Raw genomic sequence first — 19,432 nt, 5'->3', positions numbered from 1 at the left:
GCCTTCGGCGGCTGGACTCGCCACTACGTGGCTCGCCTGTGCGGCGAGCGTTATGTTCGGTTTAATTGAGGTCACTATGAATAAATCTAGACAGCAAGCACATTTCAGAAAGCGAGTTGCGATTGTACTTTTTGTTTTAGCTGCATTGATTGTAATTGCTTCCATGTTCGGAATCTCATCTCCCAACACTGAAACAGCGAAGACTAGTATGGAAGCCGCCGGTCGAAAAACAGGGTTTTATTTAGTTCCTGCGCTCTTTGCATTAGTAGGTTGGTTTTTTTACAGTTCAGCTCAGAGTAAAGCGCTAGAAGCTGAATCTATAGAGACGAGTTCAGCAACTAAAACATAACAAGCAAATATTAATCGCCCATGCTGCGCATGGCCTGCGACGGCAAAACGCGTGCACGTTTTCCAGCGCTAAATTTGGTAGTTATGTCTAAACATCATGAGAATTCGACTTGATCTCAATTGAGCAATATTTAGCAGTTTTGTTTAAATGTACAATCGTAAGCTGTGCAGTCACTCTTTTTGGATCATTATTGTTTAAAGCAAATCACCATGTGTTTGGTTTAGCTTTGCTAATAGGTGCTGTGGTTGGGTTTTATGGAAGTTTAAGCTATTGCACATATATCGCTTTTAAAAGCGGCAGTATATTGCAGAGATATAGTTTTAGTATCTCACTTGCAACTGCTGTTCTACTAACTTCTTTGGGTTACTTGGTACAAGTGTTGAGTTTAGCGCTATTTATTTTTTGTGCTCTACTATTTTTCGTAATAATAAAATTTATTTATACAGCAGTTTCAAATGCACTATTTAGATCCGATTGATTTGTATTTCACAAAAAAACATAACAAGTTGCTGTTGGTCGCCCCAAAGCAAATAGTTATGTAACTCAAGGACGATCCGCGTGAAATTTGTAATGATTTACGGCCCGTCGGGCATTGGAAAAGAAAGTGTGGCCCGTGAACTGGCAAAGAGAAATGACTGGCATTTGTTCCCACAGCATCTGGCCTTTGATATAGCCTGCGCCGTTGTCGGTTTCGGGAATAATGGTTTTGAGAAATACCAGCGAAAAATTTGTCTGGACGCATTCGAGGCACTGATTGAAAAGAACGTCTCCGGGGTTGTTTTTACATTTTGTTATGTATACCCAGCCAGCAGTTATTTTATAGATGGCCTGTGTGAATTACTTAGAAAATACCAACTAGATGCCAATTTTGTTCGGTTATCCTGCGATTTTGATGAGCATGTTCGCAGAGTCACCAGTGAAAGTCGGAAAAATACAAACAAAATCCAGTCCCAAGAGTATCTAGAAAATTATCTAAACAGGTTTGATTTTTCAGTAGATATTGCCGGATTTGAAACTTTCCATCTCAACAGTACTAAATTAAGCATACAAGAGTCGGCGATTGAAATTGAAAAGCACATCGTCACATAACAAACAAATTTTATTGCCAGCAAACAGTGTAGGCTTCGACGCCAATCGCGTGCGCGGTCGTCGCGCTAAACTTGGTCATTAGGTGTAGATAATGTCTGTAGTGAAAAACAAGCATATTGAAATTTTTGTTGAATACCTGAGGTTACTCTCGAGCTTACTCGAAAAGGTCGAGGAACATTTTGGTGGTGATGAAAGTATTCTCCATCAAAGACTTAGTCCTGATATGTTCCCTCTATGTGTTCAAGTAGAGATTGTGGCAAGTTTCGCCTTAAGATCCTGTTGTCCAATTGCGGGCGTAGAAGTCAATTCGTACTCCCGTGAGGGTAAGTCATTTGCAAATCTAAGGGCTCAACTTGAGGATACATTCAACTACATTACAAGTTTGGATGAAAAGCAGAGCGACCTCGAAGTCGTCATTGAAGATATGGCTGGCCCGACGCCAATCTCAATGAAAGCAGAGGATTTTCTAATGCGTTTTGCGTATCCAAATTTCTATTTCCACCTAGGTATGGTTTATGCCATTGCTCGATCTCGAGGCGTACCTCTAACAAAAGGGGACTTTGATGGGCTTCATCAGTATCCTCCAGGTTTTTCATTTGAGCGTGGTGGTACCTAACAAGTCGCTGAAGCATCGCGCACTTCGTGCGCTGGACAATTTTTATTAAAACATGGAGTGCAAATGAAAAATTTATGGATAGTTATAGTCTTTTCATCAATGGTCTTGTCTTCTTGTGGTGGTTCTGAAGGAGGTTCGGCTAATGAAACGTCAACAAGTGACTTTCAAACAAAATTATCCAATACATCTTGGGTAAAAGAATGTTCTGCTTACAATAAATTTCCGAGTGACGATTTAAAAGATGCATGGAACGTCAAGATCAAACTAAGTATAGATTCTTCACTGAACTCCACTTATCGAACAGAATATTTCCATCCAAACGATACAAAATGTAACTCAATGATGTTTGATGCTCTGGATATCTCTAAATTTGATATTAGAGGTAAAGTAATAAGTGAAGAGAGTATTGATGCTAACGGTCTAAATGAAATTTTTAATTACAATTCAGGTAATCGAGATCTTCCTCCGAATTACACTTTAATATACATTGATAGTGAAAAATTATATTTTGGACAAAAGTCTGCTAAAAATTCTGGAAAAACACTTGAAACAAGGCATTCCTCTATTTCCCTCGATAATTATTTCAGGAAAGTTATCAAGTAAAAATCTAACAAGCAAATTAATCAGGACTAAAACGATTGGCTGTCGCTTCGCGAATTTAGTCAATCATTTTTAGCACATTATTTGGACGTTATTTTTACAAGGAGAGTATGTGCGAGTCCTGAACGTTAGCTTCATTATTTTTCTATCATTATTAATCTCTTCTTTTCTTTTTTTTAAGAAAGAAGCTATAGCGTGCGAAGCTATAACTTTAATTGGTTTTGAAGAGATACACTCTAATGTGTATTCGGACTCTAGCTTAACCAGTGAACAACGTTCGTCACTTAGAAATACAATTAATCAAGCGCACGACCGTATAGAACAGGTATATGGTGTAACAAAAGCCTCTCCTAGAATAATCGCTACGAATAATCTTGAATATAAAAAATTTGGATTAAATCCTACAGGCATGCAGAACTCTGGGTTCTTTAGGGAATGCATTTTCTTAGGCCCTAAAGGATTAAATGTTGATGTTATTGCTCATGGACTAGTGCACGCCGAGGTGAGGTATAGAACAAACTTTCTTGTTGAACATACTGAATTGCCAGCTTGGTTTATTGAAGGCACAGGAATTAAAGTAGATTATCGGATACCTTTCCTAATCGAAAACATTAGTGTATCAAAAGAAGACGTGGAGCAGATAAAGTCTGTGTTCTTTTTTCATAATTTTCCTAATACCAGTGTTAAATCATATCAAGCTTCAAGAATAGCGATTGAAGCTTTAGAGCCAAAATCTCTATATTTTGGTTTGGAACGTTTAAATAATGGTGAAAAATTCGAAGAAGTCTTTGGGTTGTAAAACTAACAAGCAAATTAATCCGGACTTACGAAGTCACAACCCCCGCAGCACTTTCACCACAATTTCTGCATGATCCGCGGGGATTTCCAAATGTTGATGCGCAAATGCCGCTGGCCATCGGCGCCAGCTACCGCCAACAGTTGCCACCAGATTGGCAACATTGAATTTGGTATCGACTGCCTGATAGTTGCTCCAACGCTGGCAATATAGTTGAAGCGCAGCACCTCTAGGCTTACGCCAACCGACAGGGTCAATCGTTATCAACTCCGCCACCGGATGACCGGCAGCAATTACGGTAACCGCAGTGCTGGCACCGTAACTGTGCGCAATCACCAGCGCCTGCTGATCGCGGTGTGCATCGAGCCAGCGGCTCAGCGCCCTATGTTCAGTCCAGCGGAAATACTGCTGACCTGGCCGGACAAAACGTTTTAACAGCCGGGTTGTCGGATCTAAAGCCCCGCCAACCCAGGCGACTGGACGTTGTGTTGGGTAATGCAACGACAGCGGGTTCCCGTGTTTCATTCTAACGACCAGCCAAACTCAGCCAGGATCGCCAGATGCGCCGGTTTGCCGTACACCCGTTGCCAGGCTTGGTGCAACCGCTGTCGGCGAGCTGGGGTTAAACTGCTGCGGCTGGCCACTATATACACCGGTGCGCGGTGCAAGGTCAGGCTGTATTGATAGGTAGCCGCCAGGTCCGGATAGGCTCTGCTCCATTCTAAAAACTGGGTTTTGTCTTCAATCATGCCAAGTACCCGATGGCGCTGTAACATATTCAGCTTTTGCGTCAGGCTATTGGCGTATTGTAAAAATGGCTGGTACGAGGGTTCTGTTTTCATTTGCTCAAAAGCAGCACCGTAAAAAGCATCCCGCAGTACGCCAATCGGGCCTGGTAATAATTTAATATCCGCCAGTTGCTTCACTTTGGCGAGCTGATCTTTATGCAGCACCAACACCGATTCTTCCATGTAATGAATGCCGATAAAATCGGCGTATTGATTGCGTTCTTCGGTATAGGACATGGTCAGCATCAAATCGATTTTCCCCTGCTGTAACAAGGTCAACGACCGTGACCAGGGGCTGCCGATCACTTCCAGGGTACAACCGGCTTCGTCGGTTAATAAGGTCAGCAAACGGTGATGTAATTCATACCAACGCGGCAGCGTCAGGCCTTCTTTGGCCACCGTTTCTTTGTTTTCATTGAGATGTGCTAATAAATGGCAGGCCGGTTCAACGGCGCGATCGACGGCCTGCGCCGGAGTTGACAGCATGACGAACATCAAGCCACAGGACAGCAAACCGATGGACGATGCGATCTGCAACCGGCGAAGCAGCAAGGTAAACATTAGGGTTCGATGCTCCCCGGCAATTCCAGATTGGCTTTTTCCAGCAAATCTGCCGCCATTTCAGTTTTCACTGCGACTCCTAGTTCTTTAAATTCCGCCGCTTGTTTAATCAGATTGCCTTTGCCGCTATACAGTTGCCCAAAGGCTTTATCGTAGCTTTCGCGCGCTTTGTCGAGTTGTTTACCTACGCCTTGCATACTATCGAGAAAAGACGTCAATTTGGCGTAGAATTTCTCCGCTCTATTGGCCAGCTCTGCACTGTGTTTATTCTGATCTTCAAACCGCCACAATTGCCGCACGATGTTCAGGCTGGTCAACAAAGTAGTTGGTGTTGCCACCAGTACGTTACGCTCCAGCGCTTTTTGGTACAACATGGGGTCTTGTTTCAGTGCTTCAACATAAGCCGATTCAATCGGAATAAACATAAACACCACTTCCGGTGAATTTAAGCCATTGAGTTGATAGTAGTTGCGATCGGCCAGTTCAACAATCCGATCGCGCACTGCCTGACAATGTTCGGCCAGCGCCAGCGAGCGCTCGTCATCTTGTTCGGCATTGACATAACGGGTATAGGCCGCCAGCGAGGTTTTGGCATCAACCACCAGATGTTTTTGTTGTGGCAGGTAAATAATCACGTCCGGCCGACGACGGCCTTCTTCGGTCTGAAAACTGACTTCACGCTGATAATCGACGCCGGCGCGAAGGCCGGAATTATCCAACACGTTTTCCAGCATCAGTTCGCCCCAGTTGCCCTGCACTTTTTTCTGGCCCTGCAAGGCGTTGGTGAGTCTGGCGGCCTGGTCGGTAATGGCAAAATTCAGTTTTTGCAGGTTCACCAGCTCGGTTTTCAGCTCAGAGCGCTGTTTTAACTCTTCGGTATGAATGGATTCCACTTTGTCGCGAAAACCTTTCATATCGGCCTGCAGTGGTTGTAATAGCTGCAATAAACTTTCAGTGCTTTGCTGCTTAAAGTCTTCGCCCTTGCGCTGCAAAATTTCATTCGCCAGCAATTCAAACTCTTGTTTTAACTGTTGTTTATTGTCTTTTAATAACGCCAGCTGGCTCTGGTAATGGCTTTGCCGTTCTTGCAATAACACCGTCAGCCGGTCGTATTTTTCTTTCAGGTGCTGATAATGCTGTGCCTGCTGTTTCAGCTCGTCATTGAGCGCAAAATTCTGATGTTTTTGTTCTTGTAATTGCTGCACGGCGGCGGCAAGTTGGGTTTCCGTTCTGGCTTGGTCTAAATGCAACAATGCCGTTTGACGCTGGCGTGACCACAGCTGCCATAACAGCGCCAGCAGCGCGAGGACTGTTAATACCAACCACCCGGCCAGCGGGTTGTTGCCGATCACATCCATTCTAAGCTCCTGATCTCAAGTCGTATTTTGCACTTTCATTTTGCAGCACTGTATTACTATACAGCGATCAACGAAAAACGCCCAGTGGGACGTGGTTACGCGCCCTGCACCTGCCAGCTCTTGTAAATGCCCGCCCGACCCCATATAACAATCTTCATTGTTTATTGCCGCATTCACACAGGACACAGCTTATGACCCAACATTTTGACTATATAGCCATTGGTGGTGGCAGCGGCGGTATTGCCAGCGTTAATCGCGCGGCCAGCCATGGTAAAAAATGCGCCATCATCGAAGCCAAAGCCTTGGGTGGCACTTGTGTGAATGTCGGTTGCGTACCGAAAAAAGCTATGTGGTTTGCCGGACAAGTGGCCGAAGCGTTAAAACTGGCGCCGGACTACGGTTATCCGGTGGATGTTCCGGCATTGGACTGGAACAAGCTGGTGGCCAGTCGCGAAGCTTATATTGGTCGTATTCATGCGTCTTACGACAGAGTTTTGGCTAAAAATAATGTCACTGTTATTCAAGGGTTTGCCCGTTTTATTGATAAAAACACCGTCGATGTGAACGGTACTTTATACAGCGCCGACCATATTAGTGTTGCCACCGGCGGCCGGCCAAGCTGGCTAGAAATCCCAGGTGCCCGTTTTGGTATCGACAGTGATGGTTTTTTTGCGCTGGCCGAACAGCCAAAACGCGTTGCCATCGTCGGCGCCGGTTATATCGCGGTCGAAATTGCCGGGGTACTGAATGCTTTAGGTTCTGAAACCCATTTATTGGTGCGCCACGACAAACCCCTACGCAGCTTCGACCCCATCCTTAGCGATACGTTGGTGGAGCAAATGGCGCGCGATGGCCTGACGTTACATCCACAGACGCAAGTACTTTCGGTAGCGCAACAAGCCGACAGCAGTTTGCTGCTGCAGCTGAGCGATGACCGCACCCTGGAAGTTGATTGCCTGATTTGGGCGATTGGCCGCACGCCTGCCACCGACAAACTAAATCTGCCAGCCGCTGGTGTCGCTACTGACGAGCAAGGTTTTATTCCTACTGACAAATTCCAAAATACCAATGTGCCGGGCATTTACGCCATTGGTGACAACACCGGCCGTTTGGCCTTAACACCGGTCGCAGTGGCTGCAGGGCGACGTTTGGCCGAGCGCTTGTTTAACGGCAAAACCGATTTGCACCTCAATTACGAACTGGTTCCCACAGTCGTGTTTTCGCACCCGGCCATCGGCACCATCGGCCTGACGGAGCCGGAAGCCCGCACGCAGTTTGGTGATGGCGTGAAGATTTACCAAAGTGAATTCACCGCCATGTACAGCGCACTGACCAGCCACCGCCAACCGACACGGATGAAGCTGGTGTGTGCAGGAAGTGATGAAAAAATTGTTGGTTTACATGTGATTGGCTTTGGCGCGGATGAGATGCTGCAAGGCTTTGCGGTGGCAATTAAAATGGGCGCGACCAAAGCTGATTTTGATAATTGCGTGGCGATTCATCCGACTTCGGCTGAGGAATTTGTGACCATGAGGTAGGTGTTACAGCGGATTCGGGAGCTCGACTACTCTACGCAACTCTATGAATTTTAGTCAAAAAGGGCGGACTCACCGGGTCCGCCGTCAAGCAAAGCAATATCAATTCAACATCTGGCGTACTGCCGCTGACGCGGCGAGTAGCGCCCTACGGTAAATATCTGATTATATGTGAAAGGGCGGACTCACCGGGTCCGCCGTTTGCCAGGATCATCCTTAACAATATTTTCAGACAACTCCGGCGCACTGCCGCTTACGCGGTGAGTGACACCCTACTGTTCGTTGCAACCTTGAATTAAACCGCCTTCACCAACAACAAAGACCCATCCACAGCCACCACTTCTGCGCGGGTGCCAGCAGCTAATCTTGCTTGCCATTCGATACCTGAATAAGCCACGCTACCGGCATCCTGACTGATGGCGGTTGAAACCAATAACTGGCGGCCAATCATGCCGCTGCCAGGCTTCGATGCTTCTTAAACATTTTGTTAGTTTGCAAACGCCTCGACTACCGGACTGCGCTGGTTAAATTTCTTTTGCAGAGACCAAAGCAAAACTTGTACTAAATTTAGGTATGCATACATGTTAATTTGCATTATTGTGAATTTATATCGCCACTTTCTGGCGGTATCTGTGCGTCAATAATTCATATTGTATCTAAACACAGGATAGTGACATGAAAAGGATGCAACTTGGTGCAACGAGTTTTTTGCTGTTAACAGGGTTAGGTTGGGCTGAAGGATCCCAAGCGGCTATTAGCGCGAAAGCAACTATTTGCGAATATTGTTCTTATCAGCAAGCGCTCAGTGATGCCAAAGAGCAGGCTGCGCCGCAAATCCAATGTAGTTATGCCACTGAAGTACCGGATCCGGCCTCTGAGCAGTGCCGTAGTACTGAAACACGTTATGTCGTTTATAGCGCTGCAAGCCAGCAGGTTTATGGTTTTCGGTTATATCACACTAATCAGGGAGGACCTTCTTACAACCTGACTCTGGCTGCCAGTAATGTGTCGGTAGAAGCCGAAGTAACCAGATTACTCAAAGTTGCTGCTGAAGCCAGAAATCATTTGAAGCAAGGGATTAGCCAAATTCCGGCGGAGCTGATTCAGCAACTGGGTGTTTATGCCGTAGCCGCGCCATCTGGACTCAGTGCACAGGCTCAGAGCGCAGATCAGTGCAGTCAGAACCCTCACGTCAGAGCTATCAGGGATGCGCTGGATAGCAGTGGCAGGCTAAACACTTTGCAAATTGCCGCAAATAACAGTTTAATTCATAAAAGAACCGAAACTGTGAGCTGGTTTAAAAATAAAGACGGGCTCAGTGTGTTCAGCCTGGATGCGGTTTCTTTTGGTCTTACTTCGCCATCCAGCCAGTTTGGTAGTGTATCCGCCAGTGGTACGTTTAAAGTCAATTCAGAATCCAATGTGCAATATATTACCCGCACCTATTACCCGAATCAAAATCATGACAGCGTCACAGCAGGACTCACTTCAACATCGGCCACTTTTTCAAAAGTAGTCGATAAGATTGATTACGGCAGTGGAATCCCCGTAGCATCTGTAGAGGATAATGCAACTGTAATTGAAGGTGTAGCGCTGCGCTTTATTATCAATACCAAAGCAAGCACGCCTCTTTCAGTCAGTAAATGTGTGCATGAAGAGCTAAAAAAGCTGGTGGATATCCGACCTTCAACAACTGCCCCTGGTGGTGGCTATGGTGAACCGGGTGAGCCTGGAACGGGAGGCAACCATGGCGGTCTGCCTGTGCAATGCACCTGGGATGTCTACAGTAATGGCGTATGGTCTGGATCTTACCAATCTGATTGTTAGCCAAGACTTACGCGGTGAGTGACGCCCTACGGTAAATATCTGATTATATGTGAAAAAGTAGGGCGGACTCACCGGGTCCGCCGTTTGTAAGAATCACTCTAGAGCAACCGATATGGACAACTCCGGCGCACTACCGCTTACGCGGTGAGTGACGCCCTACTGTTCGTTGCAACCTTGAATTAAACCGCCTTCACCAACAACAAAGACCCATCCACAGCCACCACTTCTGCGCGGGTGCCAGCAGCTATATTGCCAGTTTCGCCAGCAGCTAATCTTGCTTGCCATTCGATACCTGAATAAGCGACGCTACCGGCATCCTGACTGATAGCCGTTGAAACCAATAGCTGGCGGCCAATCATGTCGCTGCTGGTATTAGGGGCTTCTTTGGCATTTTGATAGTTTTTAAAGGGCTTCCACAGCAATACTGCGCTGGCGAACGACAACACGCCAACCAGCAACAGTTCGGTTTCCCAGCCGCTGATGAGGCCAGCGCTGACTAACAACCCCGTGATCAGGCAACTAAAAGCAAAAAATAACAACGGGCCGCTCATGCCTAATACGCCAAGCTCTAATAACAAACTAATGGCGGCAATGGCGTACAACAACTGGTCGTGATGCTGCGAAAAGTATTCCATGATGCTGTTCATGCTGGTGTCACTCTGTTGGTTGGGCGGTCGAAGTAGTCACTGTGGCGAAGATGTTCCACCACAGTAACCAATCATCGATTTAACTCACTATAAAGCTTTGACAAACAATTACTTACTGACGTGAAGCCGATTGATTCACTGCCGTTGACACCGCCATCGCCTGCGCGACTGTATTGGCAATATTGTCGCCGGTTTTGCCATCGGTCAGCACGATCGTGCCTTCCTGAGCAATGGCTTTATGCGCTTCAATCGCGCCCTGTGCCAGCGTCAAGGCGACGGCTTTCTGGCCTTCGCTGGTGGCTGCTGATGCGCCAATGGTGGTCAAAGCTTCCGCTTCGGCAATTGCCACTAACCGGATCGCTTCGGCTTTACCGGTCGCTTCCAGAATTTGTGCTTCTTTGCTGGCTTCGGCCGCTAAAACCTGTTCCGATTTCGCCGCTTCTGCATCCAAAACCCTGGCTTGTTTCTGACCTTCAGCCGTGGTGATCGCCGCAATCTTCACACCTTCAGCGGTCAGAATGGCCGAGCGTTTTTGCCGCTCAGCGGTCATTTGTTTTTCCATGTCTTCTTTGATTGAAGGCGGAATAGAAATTTCCAGCAATTCAAAACGCAGCACGATTAAACCCCAAGGCTGCGTCGCTTCTTGCATCGCTTCCTGAATTTTGGCGTTAATCGCCGCCCGATTCTGGAAACAGTCATCCAGTTCCATCGAGCCGATGGCGTTACGCATCGACGTCATCGCCAGCTGCGTACAGGCCAGTTTGTAATCGGTAATATTGTTGGTTGCTGCCGCGGCATCAATCACTTTGATAAACAACACGCCGTCGATCATCAACGCGATATTGTCTTTGGTGATGGCCGATTGTTGTGGGATGACCAGCGTTTGTTCTTTCAAATTGCGGTCTGCTTCAATCGACTCGATATAAGGCACAATAAAATTCAGGCCGGAACTTAAAGTTTTGGTGTATTTACCAAAGCGGTAAATCACATAACCACGGTTTTGCGGCACAAAGTGAATGCCTTTCTTCATGGTGAAAATCAACACCAGCGTTAGCCACAGTGCCGGGCTGGTCAATAAATCCAATGGAAATTCCATTTAAAGTCCCTCATTTTTTGGACGGGTTAAAGTATCGGTATAACAGCGTCACCCTAACGGTAAAACCTCTTGATTTCAACAACTTCTTTACAATGCCAGCGCAACAGAATATTTATCCGTCAGCACGGCGCTGGCTATACTGAGGTGGCTGATAGCCGCTATCGATCAGCGGTTTGATCAAACACAAGGACCCTCCATGTTTCGACACCTGTTGCAGCAACTTTCAGTAAAAGCGGAACTCACCGCCGCTGAAATATCGCTACTTCTCAGCGCCATTGCCAACGACGAACTGAACGACACCCAGTTGGCCGCAGTTCTGATGGGGTTGCTACTTAAAGGCGTCACACCAGCCGAAACCACCGCCATCGTTCAAGCGATGCGTCATTATTCGGTGCCGATCCAGCCCAAAGTGCCGGAAGATTTGCTCGATACCTGCGGCACCGGCGGTGGTCTCAGCACTTTTAATATTTCCACCGCCAGCGCTTTTGTTTGTGCGGCGGCCGGTATTCCGGTGGCAAAACATGGTAGCCGTTCAATCAGCAGTTTATGTGGCAGCGCCGATGTGTTGCAGGCGCTGGGCGTGGTGCTCAAACAGGCGCCGCGCGCGATTGAACAAATGATTGAACAAATTGGCATCGGTTTTATTCATGCACCCGATTTTAACCCGGTAATGCGCCGGGTATTACCAGTGGAAGCCAGCCTTGGCATCAAAACTATTTTTTATACCCTGGTTGGGCCTTTGATCAATCCGGCACAAGCCAGGCGCCACCTGCTAGGCGTATTTCGCCAGGATTTAGTTGAACCCACGGCCTATGTCGCTGATAAGCTTGAATTTAGCCGGGCGATGATCGTGCACGGTTTGGATGGCGTGGATGAACTGTCGTTGCTCGGTCCAACGCAAATTCTGGAGCTGGAAAATGGGCAACTAACACGCTATCAGATTTGTCCGGAAGATTTTGGTTTGCAGCGCTGCAAACTGGCGGATATTGGCTCCCAGGTGCCATTAGAGAGTGCTGAATTACTGCGGGCGATTTTCGCCGGCAAACTACATGGGCCGGCCCGGGATGCGGTCTTACTGAATAGCGCTGGCGCACTGATGATGGGCCATCGTGCTGCCAATTTTGCAGAGGGCATTCAACTTGCCGCCCAGCTGATTGACGAAGGTAAAGTTACCCGCAAATTACGTGAACTGGTGATGATGTCGCACGATTTAGCAGCACAACCAGCGACGCCTGCCGTGAAAAACGTTGTTGCAACAGGGGTGGAATCACCCACAGTAGCGCCACTTGCAGCAGCGGATCCGGCGCTGGTGCCGCCTTCTGCCGAGCGGATCTGGCAAGGCATTCTGGAATCGGCCCCCGACGGCATTCTGGTTTTGAATCAACAAGGTTTGGTGTTAGTTAGCAATACCGCCGCTGGCCGCTTATTTGAATTGTCACCGGCGCACATGTTTGGTCATCCTTATTGCACTTTATTGCCGGCGGATCTGCAATTGCAGCATCGGCAGCAATTGGCGGCCGTGCAACAACAAGCCCATATCGCGCAATGGGAAGAGCGCATGCACGATTTACAACTGGCGCAGCGACTGATCCCGATTAACGATGGCGATAATATCCTGCTGATCAGCCGCGACATCACAGCTCAACGGCGGCTGGAAGCATCAGAGCAAAACAAACGCGCCCGCTTGCATACCCTGATCGAAACCCTGCCGGATCTGATTTGGCTGCAGGACAAAGCCGGAAGATACCTGAATTGTAATCACCGGTTTGAACGGTTTTTTGGCACCCCGGAAGCCCTGATTAAAGGACGGCGTGACGTTGATTTTTTGCCGGCAGAACTAGCGGCAGCGTTGTTTCAGTCGTTTGAACTGGCGCTGCGCGAAAAGCGCGCGGTGTTGTCGTGGCAATGGATCACCTTTGCCGGTGATGGCCATCAGGAATATGTCGAAATTATTCAGACACCTTTTTTTGATCACCATGGCGTTTTAAATGGTGTGATGGGGATTGCCCGCGATGTCACCGCCTTTAAAACCACCACCGATGAGCTGACCCGGCATCGTGATCAACTGGAACTGATTGTCGCCGAGCGCACCAAGGGATTGTCGCAAGCGGTGACACAGCTACGGCAGATGCAAAATCAGCTGATCGAAGCCGAAAAACTATCGGCACTGGGCACCGTTGTCGCGGGTATTTCCCATGAAATGAACACGCCGGTAGGCAATATTCTGACCGCAACGACGGCGTTGCAAGGGGATGTCGCCACCATTGCCGGACAGCTGGCCGGTGGCATTTTGTCCCGAACCACCTTAGCCGCGCATTTGCAAAACAGCGCGCAAATGCTTGATCTAGCGGTACGCTCGGCGCAGCAAACAGTGCAGCTCATCAACAATTTTAAACAGGTTGCCACAGCACAAATTGCCGAGCAGCGCCGCCATTTTTCGCTCAACGAGCTTGTCGAACAAAAAGTACAGGCGATGTTACCCATTTTTGAGACGCTATCGCTCACCGTGCAGAACCAGTTGCTGGCGCCGATTGGCTGCGATAGCTTCCCGGCAGCGGTCGGGCAAATTGTCGGTCAGTTGCTACAAAATTGCGCCCAACATGCGTTTGTCAAAAGATCCAATGGCCAGGTGGTTGTTCAGGCTTTAGTGGAAGAAAAACAGCTGCAACTGAGCATTAGCGACAACGGCTGCGGCATGACCACAGCCCAACAAATCCGGGTGTTTGACCCGTTTTTCAGCGCCAATATGAGTAACGGTACTGGCCTTGGTCTGCCTATTTGCAAACGCCTGGCCAGTGGTGTGCTGGGCGGCGAATTGACCGTCAGTTCACAAGCCGGTGTCGGTAGCACTTTCACCCTGACGATGCCTTTGGTCGCACCGGGTTATCGTACTCATAGCTAGATCAGCGACTTTTCAGTGGTAATGCCATGCCAATTGAAGCCGGTGCTACATCGGTAAAACCATATTTTTCATAAAGATAACGGGCATCACCGTCGGCAATTAAATTGATATAACAGCTCGCAGGCAGCTGTTGCCCGATGTAATCCATCAGCGCCTGCATCACCATTTTGCCAAGACCTTGGCCCTGATGTTCCGGCAGCACCGCAATATCACAGACCTGGCAATGGCAACCACCATCGCCAACCAACCGCCCCATCGCCACCACTTCCTCTGCCAAAGTGATTTGCACCGCAAATAATGTAGCGGCAAGGCCAATAGTGGCGGCCTCAATCGTTTTTGCCGATAGGCCGCTGGCGAGGCGTAAATGACAATAATCGGTGACCGAAGGTGTTTTGAGTTCGAGCTGGTACTTAGCGGGCAGATCGTTGGCTGGCAGATCATTCGTTTGCTGATAGTCGGCGGGCATCTGGCTGTCCTTAAATAGCTTGGAAAAACTGTTGCAAATACACTGCGATAAAATACGCAGAGCAAAGCGAAAAAGCAGCGGTTCGTTAAAGATCCGCTGCCATCACGCCGTATTTCAACTGAGAATCACTGCCAATTCAAGCCAGCGGTAAATTAATGATTAATCGCCTGCAGATAAATATCCGGATATCCCGATAAGGAACCGTGCACCTGACGGGTGACGTCATCGGCCAGTACCTGGTGCGCGCCTTGCTCCAGACCGGCATAAGTTTCAGCCACCACCAGTTCTGGCGATACTTTTGGCACGTCTAAGCCTTGGGTTAAATCGGTATCGATAAAACCAACATGCAGCCCCAGCACCTGGGTTTGTTGTGCCTGCAATTCCTGACGCAGCGCATTGGTCATCGACCAGGCCGCTGATTTTGTGACTGAATAAGTCGCCAGCAGTGGCCCGGTGATCCAGCTGGCAATCGACAGCACATTAATAATGCCACCACCGCCATTTTGCTCAAGCACTGGCGCAAAGGCCTGACTTAACCGCAGCGGGCCAAACACATTGGTTTCCATTTGCCGGCGTAACATCGCCTCGGCATCAGCCGCCAGCATCGGGCCCATTTCAGCGACACCCGCATTATTAATCAGTAAGGTCACATCCGGATAATCGCGCGCCACCCTTGCGATATCATCGGCATTGGTGACATCAAGTTTCACCGGAATCACGCCTGGAAGCGTGATGCTGTCGGGGTTACGGGCTGCGGCATACACTTTGCGGGCACCTTGCGCCAGTGCTTGTTTTGCAAAGACCAGACCTAAACCACGGTTGGCGCCTGTGACAAATACCACGGAATTTTCAAGTTTCATCGGTCGATCCTTTCAATTCAATATGACGATTATCATATTTTAGTTTAAAAAAATGGGCGAACCCGTCGATGTTTAGGGCGTTTTGTTCAGGAATTCAATGCTGCTGTTCATAACAGCTGGCGTTAAAAATTGTTCCAGCAATAACTGCCGGCTGCTGTCTAAATAAACTAATGCTTCGCTGCGATCGAGCGCCCGCGCCAGTTGGATCACGCCAACCATCGCACTACTGCACAAAAATGCTTGTTGTTTGCTGATGTTACCCTCGCCCAGCTGCACCAATCGCTCCACCAGCGCTGTAACCACTTTTGCCGCCACGGTTTGGCTATGCTCGTCCAGCCGATGAAACTCACCACCAAGCGCCGCGACCGGGCAGCCGACACCACTTTGGGCGGCGAATAAATGCTGCTCTGACAGATACAGTTCAATAAAGGTTTGTAGCTCGCTGGCTGGCTGATTTGCCGCAGTCGTGCTTAAACATTGCAGCGCTAAGCCGTTCTCCATCGCGCCTTGGCTATCTGTTCCGGCATAAGCCAAAGCTTCTGCCAGCAACGCATCACGATTGGCAAAGTGCGCATAAAAACCGCCATGAGTTAACCCGGCCTGCTTCATCACATCAGCCACCGCCAATGCTTCAAAGCCGTCGCGACGAATAATCTTGGCAGCAGTCGCCAGGATCCGCTGATGGGTCAGTTCCTTTTTGCTTTCTTTTTTTGCATCAACTGCTTTGCCTGAAATCGCCATCGCTATTTACCTTGCCAGATAATATGATGAACATCATATTTTAGCTTTATATAAAAAGCAACCTTTATTTTCACAGCAGTTGAAAGTGTGGATTGATTTACAAAGAGCTGGGATTTACTTGCTGCATCGTTGCTAATACCGCTTGTAATAAGGGTTCTGACTGGCGCTGTGCCAATACCCCAAACCAGACCTGCACCTGTTGCAACGCCGGGCCAAGCAATACTAATTCGTTTTTGCTTTGTGCATCCAACGCCGTCGGTTGATGCAACAAACCTAAACCGACACCACCGGCAATTAAGGTGCGGGTGACATGCTCCTGATCAACATGAATGGTTTTTAGCGGCCGAAAGTTGTGTTCTGTAAACAGTTGCTCGGCCAGTCGACCACAACAAGTGTTGGTGGCCGGACAAATCCACGGCAACTGACTGAGTTGCTGCCAGTCTGGCGACTGCGTTACATCAACCCAACCGACCGGCGCCGCCAGATACACGCCAAAACTATCGACCGGCAACTGCATTAAACCGCCAGGCGACGGATCGGCAGTGTAAAAACCGGCGTCAATCCGACCTTTATCAATAGCTTCGATGATTTCAGCCGCACTGCCATATTCCAGACTCACTTCGAGCCTCGGACAAGTTTCCGCCAGTTGTGCCAACAGTTTGCTCAGTACCTGCGCACTTGGCGTTCGATTCGACCCCAACCGGACTCGCCCACTGAGCTGCCCGGTTAATTGCCGGGCATCGGTTTTGATTTCCTGATGTAATGCCAGCAGTTGTTCCGCTTTAGCTAACAATGCCAGCCCTTGCGCAGTCAGACTCATGCCACGTGGCGTGCGTTCAAACAGCGTGAGCGCTAGCTCGTCTTCCAGCGTTTTGATATGGGCGCTGATCGCCGGTTGGCTCAGGAACAGCAATTCCGCGGTTCGGGTGATACTGCCCTGCCGTGCGACTGTGACAAAAGTTTTGAGCTGATAAATGTCCATCCGTTGCCCTGTTTGCTGAAATCTTCAGTGATATTTGGGTACTCGTATTCGTACTTGTGTGGCGTGCGCCGTTTTACGCAAACCCGAACTGAGTCACAGCCCATTGATAACCCATACCCGCCACATACAAACCACCGCCAAACACGGTATGACTCAGCAGGCTTTTTGTTCTGGCTGACCAGGGCTTTGGTGCTTTTGCCGCTGCGATGCCCATACCAAAAGCCGGTTGCATCAACAAAAACGGGAATAATACGGTGCAAATCCCCAGCACTAACGCCCACTGCAAACTAGGCTCAACCAGCCATTGGCCGCCGTTTAAAAGCACCAGCGGCAGCGCAAACAGCATGCCTGTCAGGTAATGGATTGTCCAGCCAAGGGCACACTCCAAAGGCTGCGTTGGGGCGCTGCCAATTTTGGGATGCCGGAACTGACCATGCCGCATCAAGCTGAACCAGCGCCCCACCAGGCAAAAGCTTAGTGATGGGATGTTCCCTACTTTTTTCAGCAGCAGCGACCATAAATCCAGTAGCGCCGTAGCGCCTGCGCCAATCACCATGGCGGCTAATATGGGTGATAAATCAATCATCTTGTTTCTCCAAATTTCCTGTCACATCCTGCCATCTCAACACGCTTCACACCTAACTCTGAACCAGATTAGGTTTCACCACCGCCAGCACCAATGCCCGCACCAAAGGCGTGATCAGCACAATAGTCGGAAAGGCGATCACAAAAGCACCCGCCCAGGCCTGTAACCAGAGATGCAGCAGGCCGTCAACCCAACCAAGGTTCAACACCGTGATGCAACCGGACATGATGCCGGACATCAGCAACGACATAAAAAACGAAAACACATAAGGACTAAAACGTTGTGGGATCATCTGCAAACTCCAGTAACCGCGCCGGTGAAGTGTTTCACCCCGTCGCGCGGCTTGATGCGAATTTTGAACCCGGATGGTTTTAGGATCCAATTGCATCTTTGGAAGGCTGACCTCAGCTTTTTTGAGGGCAGATGTTTTGAGTGAATATGAGTGTTGGGATGGTTGGCTAAAAAAATTGCCGTAACGGCCTGTGTCACCGACAATAACAACTTTATACCTGCACTATCATGCCGTGGTATTTTCAGCAACGATTCGGAGACGCAAAAATGGATATGGACGAAGCAGAAGACTGGGCTTGGTGCGACAGTCAGTTTGTGGCAATTGAAAGTTATGTCAAAACCCAGCAAATTCCGCATGGCGTGATTTGCGACTGGCCGGAGTGGTATACCGCGCCTTATGTCGGATTATGGGCGGTGGAAAACCCGGACGATCCGGGGTTTGTCGGGCACTGGATTTTGGCTGGTGATAGCACCGGCGTACAACCACAACCTGTACCATTTGACCATCTCAGCGCCAGCGATTTACCCGAACCGCGTGATGCGATGGCTGCCTTTGCCCGTAAATGGACGGCGTTGGCAGCAGCGGCCAATAAAGGGACGGCTTGGTCAGGTAGCCCCGAGCTTACCGGCGAATTAGCCGTGAAGGCGAAACAACTCAGCCGCCAGGCACAGCTGTTGACGCTGTGGGCGGCCGATGATGAGCTGTGGGATCTGGATTAGTTTTATCTCACATCACGGCGGATGGAGCTTCGCTTATCCGCCCTACAAAAATGCGCTTAAGCTATTGTTTTAAAATATAAAAATGCCGTAGAGCGTCACTCACCGCGCAAGCGATAGTGCGCCGAAATGTTGATTAAAATTTGTTGACGATGGTGGTGGATATTGCGCTGCGGCGTACTGCATTCGGCGAGTACGCCCTACAAAAACCCGCTTAAGCTATTGTTTTAAAAATAAAAAAACCGTAGGGCGTCACTCACCGCGCAAGCGGTAGTGCGCCGAAATGTTGATTAAAATTTGTTGAAGATGGTGGTGGAAATTGCCCTGCAGCGTACTGTATTCGGCGAGTACGCCCTTGTGTGCGGTGCCTTCAATGAATGCTCATTTAACTTTAATTGCGTAGGGTGGATAAGCGTAGCCCCATCCACCACCGGCAACGCCCGATACATCAAAAGGCATTCGTTTTATGCCGCCACGGCGGATGGCGCTGCGCTGATCCGCCCTTGTATGTTGAATCTTATTGAGTTAATAATTTTATCAGTTTACCGGGGAGGCTGTTCCGCCCTAGAGGCAGCATTATCTGACCTCGTATGTAGAGTAGCCCCCCGCCTCATTGCTCAACTCG

Annotated in this window: 21 protein-coding genes; 9 read left to right on the top strand and 12 right to left on the bottom strand. The window is 48.8% G+C overall.

Annotation, left to right across the window (positions count from 1 at the left end; genetic code table 11):
* Positions 1–52 precede the first annotated feature (52 nt).
* The 5 genes from EOE67_RS16105 to EOE67_RS16085 all read left to right on the top strand — a co-directional run bounded on the left by EOE67_RS16105 (position 53) and on the right by EOE67_RS16085 (position 3,453).
* Positions 53–349, top strand: coding sequence for a hypothetical protein (locus EOE67_RS16105; protein WP_127700366.1), 297 nt, complete (start codon positions 53–55; stop codon positions 347–349).
* Positions 350–907: 558 nt separating this feature from the next.
* Positions 908–1,438 carry a P-loop nucleotide/nucleoside kinase family protein gene (locus EOE67_RS16100; protein ID WP_127700365.1) on the top strand — a complete coding sequence of 177 codons (531 nt, stop codon included), beginning with the start codon at positions 908–910 and terminating at the stop codon, positions 1,436–1,438.
* Between the two features lie 91 nt (positions 1,439–1,529).
* Entirely contained in the window at positions 1,530–2,054 is a 525-nt protein-coding gene (locus EOE67_RS16095) for a DUF1993 domain-containing protein (protein ID WP_127700364.1), read from the top strand.
* A gap of 63 nt (positions 2,055–2,117) precedes the next feature.
* Complete coding sequence (locus tag EOE67_RS16090; RefSeq protein WP_127700363.1) at positions 2,118–2,657, top strand: hypothetical protein; 540 nt, start codon at positions 2,118–2,120, stop codon at positions 2,655–2,657.
* A 109-nt stretch (positions 2,658–2,766) separates the two neighbouring features.
* The gene (locus EOE67_RS16085; protein WP_127700362.1) at positions 2,767–3,453 is read left to right on the top strand and encodes a hypothetical protein; all 687 of its coding nucleotides are present in this window, start codon (positions 2,767–2,769) and stop codon (positions 3,451–3,453) included.
* Positions 3,454–3,486: 33 nt separating this feature from the next.
* On the opposite strand, the gene EOE67_RS16080 is transcribed toward EOE67_RS16085, so the two are convergent.
* From EOE67_RS16080 to EOE67_RS16070, 3 genes are read right to left on the bottom strand one after another with little or no spacing between them, the layout of a single operon-like run.
* Positions 3,487–3,975, bottom strand: a complete 489-nt coding sequence (locus tag EOE67_RS16080; protein WP_127700361.1) for a hypothetical protein — start codon at positions 3,973–3,975, stop codon at positions 3,487–3,489.
* Entirely contained in the window at positions 3,972–4,799 is an 828-nt protein-coding gene (locus tag EOE67_RS16075; protein WP_127700360.1) for a substrate-binding periplasmic protein, read from the bottom strand. The genes EOE67_RS16080 and EOE67_RS16075 overlap by 4 nt, the downstream gene beginning before the upstream one ends.
* The gene (locus EOE67_RS16070; RefSeq protein ID WP_127700359.1) at positions 4,799–6,157 is read right to left on the bottom strand and encodes a DNA recombination protein RmuC; all 1,359 of its coding nucleotides are present in this window, start codon (positions 6,155–6,157) and stop codon (positions 4,799–4,801) included. Before EOE67_RS16070 ends, EOE67_RS16075 begins: the two co-directional genes overlap by 1 nt.
* 191 nt (positions 6,158–6,348) lie before the next feature.
* On the opposite strand from EOE67_RS16070, the gene gorA reads away from it, so the two are divergent.
* Positions 6,349–7,695 carry a glutathione-disulfide reductase gene (gene gorA, locus EOE67_RS16065; RefSeq protein WP_127700358.1) on the top strand — a complete coding sequence of 449 codons (1,347 nt, stop codon included), beginning with the start codon at positions 6,349–6,351 and terminating at the stop codon, positions 7,693–7,695.
* A gap of 292 nt (positions 7,696–7,987) precedes the next feature.
* Here the strand turns inward: gorA and EOE67_RS16060 are convergent, their stop codons facing one another.
* Positions 7,988–8,143: an NfeD family protein gene (locus EOE67_RS16060; protein WP_127700357.1), complete on the bottom strand. Its 156-nt coding sequence runs from the start codon at positions 8,141–8,143 to the stop codon at positions 7,988–7,990.
* A 554-nt stretch (positions 8,144–8,697) separates the two neighbouring features.
* Between EOE67_RS16060 and EOE67_RS16055 the strand changes: the two genes are divergently transcribed.
* Positions 8,698–9,519 carry a hypothetical protein gene (locus tag EOE67_RS16055; RefSeq protein WP_127700356.1) on the top strand — a complete coding sequence of 274 codons (822 nt, stop codon included), beginning with the start codon at positions 8,698–8,700 and terminating at the stop codon, positions 9,517–9,519.
* A 179-nt stretch (positions 9,520–9,698) separates the two neighbouring features.
* On the opposite strand, the gene EOE67_RS16050 is transcribed toward EOE67_RS16055, so the two are convergent.
* Both EOE67_RS16050 and EOE67_RS16045 read right to left on the bottom strand, forming a co-directional pair.
* Positions 9,699–10,154, bottom strand: coding sequence for an NfeD family protein (locus EOE67_RS16050; RefSeq protein WP_206099631.1), 456 nt, complete (start codon positions 10,152–10,154; stop codon positions 9,699–9,701).
* Positions 10,155–10,278: 124 nt separating this feature from the next.
* A complete protein-coding gene (locus EOE67_RS16045; protein WP_127700354.1) occupies positions 10,279–11,262 on the bottom strand; it encodes an SPFH domain-containing protein in 984 nt (327 codons plus the stop codon).
* Positions 11,263–11,458: 196 nt separating this feature from the next.
* On the opposite strand from EOE67_RS16045, the gene trpD reads away from it, so the two are divergent.
* Positions 11,459–14,164 (top strand): anthranilate phosphoribosyltransferase, encoded by a 2,706-nt coding sequence (gene trpD / locus EOE67_RS16040; RefSeq protein ID WP_127700353.1) that lies wholly within the window; start codon positions 11,459–11,461, stop codon positions 14,162–14,164.
* 1 nt (position 14,165) lies between these two features.
* Here trpD and EOE67_RS16035 read toward each other — a convergent pair whose 3' ends face one another.
* The 6 genes from EOE67_RS16035 to EOE67_RS16010 form a co-directional block, all read right to left on the bottom strand.
* The gene (locus EOE67_RS16035; protein ID WP_127700352.1) at positions 14,166–14,630 is read right to left on the bottom strand and encodes a GNAT family N-acetyltransferase; all 465 of its coding nucleotides are present in this window, start codon (positions 14,628–14,630) and stop codon (positions 14,166–14,168) included.
* A 152-nt stretch (positions 14,631–14,782) separates the two neighbouring features.
* Positions 14,783–15,490, bottom strand: a complete 708-nt coding sequence (locus tag EOE67_RS16030) for an SDR family oxidoreductase (RefSeq protein WP_127700351.1) — start codon at positions 15,488–15,490, stop codon at positions 14,783–14,785.
* Between the two features lie 72 nt (positions 15,491–15,562).
* Entirely contained in the window at positions 15,563–16,231 is a 669-nt protein-coding gene (locus EOE67_RS16025) for a TetR/AcrR family transcriptional regulator (RefSeq protein WP_127700350.1), read from the bottom strand.
* A gap of 97 nt (positions 16,232–16,328) precedes the next feature.
* A complete protein-coding gene (locus tag EOE67_RS16020; RefSeq protein WP_127700349.1) occupies positions 16,329–17,213 on the bottom strand; it encodes a LysR family transcriptional regulator in 885 nt (294 codons plus the stop codon).
* Positions 17,214–17,286: 73 nt separating this feature from the next.
* The gene (locus tag EOE67_RS16015; RefSeq protein ID WP_127700348.1) at positions 17,287–17,799 is read right to left on the bottom strand and encodes a DUF2938 family protein; all 513 of its coding nucleotides are present in this window, start codon (positions 17,797–17,799) and stop codon (positions 17,287–17,289) included.
* 52 nt (positions 17,800–17,851) lie between these two features.
* Positions 17,852–18,091, bottom strand: coding sequence for a DUF2798 domain-containing protein (locus EOE67_RS16010; RefSeq protein WP_127700347.1), 240 nt, complete (start codon positions 18,089–18,091; stop codon positions 17,852–17,854).
* Between the two features lie 266 nt (positions 18,092–18,357).
* On the opposite strand from EOE67_RS16010, the gene EOE67_RS16005 reads away from it, so the two are divergent.
* Positions 18,358–18,810, top strand: a complete 453-nt coding sequence (locus tag EOE67_RS16005; RefSeq protein ID WP_127700346.1) for a DUF4826 family protein — start codon at positions 18,358–18,360, stop codon at positions 18,808–18,810.
* The last annotated feature ends 622 nt before the right edge of the window (positions 18,811–19,432 follow it).

The organism is Rheinheimera riviphila (assembly GCF_004005945.1).
GTDB lineage: Bacteria > Pseudomonadota > Gammaproteobacteria > Enterobacterales > Alteromonadaceae > Pararheinheimera > Pararheinheimera riviphila.
Note: the sequence above shows the minus strand (reverse complement) of the source record. Positions and strands in the feature narration are given on the sequence as shown.